Raw genomic sequence first — 2704 nt, 5'->3', positions numbered from 1 at the left:
GGCTGAAAGGATTTTAAGGTACCAGCGCAGGCTCATATTTTCAGTTCCGGAAACGGTATCCGACCCCCCGGACCGTTTCAATTAAGTCTTGATAAGATCCCAATTTGATCCTAATTCTTCGAATATGGGTGTCTATGGTCCGGGAATAACCTTCGAAGGAATATCCCCAGACTTTATCCAGAAGGATTTCCCGGGTCTGAACCCTTCCCCGGGTCCGCATCAAATGGGCCAGCAGACGAAATTCGGTAGCCGTCAGATCCAGCCAGGTATCTTCCAGCTTGGCGGTATGGGCCTCCATGTCCAGGAAAAGGGAACCGGCTTTCAAAACGGAAGGGGGGCCTTGTTTCTCCCGACGATCCAATAACTTGTGAATGCGTAGAATGAGTTCCCGGATACTGAAGGGTTTGACGATATAATCATCAGCCCCCAACTCAAGTCCTACGACCCGATCCATTTCTTCTCCTTTGGCTGTGACCATTATAATAGGAATATGCTGCAGGGCCGGGTCCCTTTTCAGTCGCCGGCAGACTTCCAGCCCGTCCATGCCCGGAAGGAGGAGGTCCAAAAGAACCAGGTCGGGAGTATGTTTTTGGGCCAAAACGACCGCCTGTTCTCCATTTTCAGTCCGGAAGGTTTGATAGCCTTCTTTTTCCAGATTAAAATGAAGGAGTTCTAAAATATCGGGATCATCTTCCACGATAAGGATTTTTGGTTTGGCCATGATGTGGTTCATTGTAATATCTGATTCTTTTGTTGTCTATGGATTAATTTATTAGATTTCCTACCCATTTCTAAAGAAAAACATCTTTGTGTTACAGGAGCATGACGGAAATATTTAAATTCCATGGCGAGTTGACTTTTTTTAATTCCTACTGACACAATGCTGTCAGTCTGATAGGATATTTTAATTTCCAAATGGGAGGATACAATGTCCTATAAATTTGATTCGCTGATGCTGATCCTGAATAAACTGGACAGCGGGGAGAAGGTGACGGTGGATTCATTGAGGGAAGAACTGGGGGTTAGCGGGAGGACGGTTTTTCGGTATCTGACTACCGTACAGGCAGCAGGGTTTCCTATCATATTTGATAAAGAACAAGGAGGATATCGGTTTATGGAAGGCTACAGTTTGAAAAGGCCGGATTTGTCCCTGGATGAAACATTGGCCCTGGGCATTTCCCGGAAGATGATTTCAGGCATGGGCAGCGGCTGGGAAGACAGCATGAAACGGATCGAAGAGAAACTTTCGGTAAAAAAGCCGGGACTCCCCCGGCATATTGTCCTTTCCGGAGGACCTCTGCCGGAGAAGGTGGCCGGTCATATCGGGGCTATCCATCAGGCTATTATGAATTTCCAGAAAATTAAGATGACTTATCGGCCCCTTTATTCCGATGAAAAGACCAAAAGGAAGGTGGACCCTTACTATCTATTTTTCGAGGATGACTTTTGGTACTTCCGGGGATATTGCCATCTCCGTGAAGATGTCAGGACTTTTGCCCTGGATCGGATTATGGGCCTAAAGGTTTTGGAGGAACATTTCATCCCCAGGAATATCGCTCCGGAGGAAGAGCTGTCCGGGGCCTTTGGCACCGTGGTGGACGGGGAACCGGAGGAGATTGTCCTGAGGTTCGATGCCGAGAGCCGCCCCTACTTGCAAAGAAAGCGATGGCATGAAAGCCAACGGGAGCGAATCCTTAAGGATGGCCGACTGGAATTGCGGTTTACGGTCAACGGCCTGGAAGGGATCACCCCCTGGATTTATCGCTGGCTGCCCCATGTAGAGGTGGTTTCACCGCCGGAATTGAGGGAGGGGGTAAAGGAAGAGTTAAAGCGGGCTTTAAAAAAATACGCTTGATCACAGGGAACACTCCCTTTTCTTTCTATGGTATCCAGGCTCAGACTTCAAAAGTCTCATTTTAAAGTTGCCATATTTCACTGCTTTTTTTAAACTGCCTGGGTATGGGGTATTTGGCCTTGAAATACTTTCTGCCACTTTATCGGCGGCGATGAACTGTATTGGAGGAGTAAATGGTTGAGTTCCTGGTTTCGAATATCGAACGGGAGATGGAGGTTTACGGGTATGATTCCGTGGTCAGGAGCCACTGCCGGAATTGTCATGGCGGCTGCGGGGTTTTGGTTTTTGTCAAGGACGGCAGGATTGCCAGGATAGCCGGCGACCCGGACTGCCCCATCAATCACGGGACCTTGTGCAGCAAAGGGTTAGCCTCCCTCCAGCTCGTTTACCACCCTGACCGGCTCACCTACCCGGTGAGAAGGGTCGGCCCTAAGGCCAGTGGACAATGGGAACGTATTTCCTGGGATGAGGCCCTGGATACGATCGCCGAGCGCATCCTGAAATATAAGGAAAAATACGGGGCCGAGTCCATCGTCTTTGGCTATGGGACCGGCCGGGAAAATGAGGCGGCCATCTATCGTATCGCCAACCTGCTTGGCTCCCCGAATGTCCTCACCGCCGGTCATTTCTGCTATGGCCCCCGGATAGCCACAAGCATCCTGACTTGCGGGACCAATCCGATTGTGGATTACGAAAATCATCCCAGGTGTCTTATGATGTGGGGGAACAACGTCGTTATCAGCAACCCCGACTGTTACAAGGGTGAGCCCTTTTCCGTAGCCCTGGATGCCGGCGCGAAACTGATCGTGGTCGATCCCCGGCTGACCCGGGCTGCGGCCCGAGCCGACC

General features: G+C 50.1%; 3 protein-coding genes. 2 read left to right on the top strand and 1 reads right to left on the bottom strand.

The window, feature by feature from the left end; all coding sequences use genetic code 11:
* Positions 1–40: 40 nt before the first annotated feature.
* On the bottom strand, positions 41–721 hold the full coding sequence (locus ACYC56_RS14690) for a response regulator (protein ID WP_461374918.1): 681 nt from the start codon (positions 719–721) through the stop codon (positions 41–43).
* 207 nt (positions 722–928) lie between these two features.
* Between ACYC56_RS14690 and ACYC56_RS14685 the strand changes: the two genes are divergently transcribed.
* Both ACYC56_RS14685 and ACYC56_RS14680 read left to right on the top strand, forming a co-directional pair.
* Entirely contained in the window at positions 929–1855 is a 927-nt protein-coding gene (locus ACYC56_RS14685) for a helix-turn-helix transcriptional regulator (RefSeq protein WP_461374917.1), read from the top strand.
* Positions 1856–2028: 173 nt separating this feature from the next.
* A partial coding sequence (locus ACYC56_RS14680; protein ID WP_461374916.1) for a molybdopterin-dependent oxidoreductase occupies positions 2029–2704 on the top strand: 676 nt, incomplete at its 3' end.

It is taken from the genome of Candidatus Aquicultor sp., from assembly GCF_054640775.1.
The sequence above is the reverse complement of the archived record's forward strand: the minus strand, read 5'-3'. Positions and strand labels throughout refer to the sequence as shown.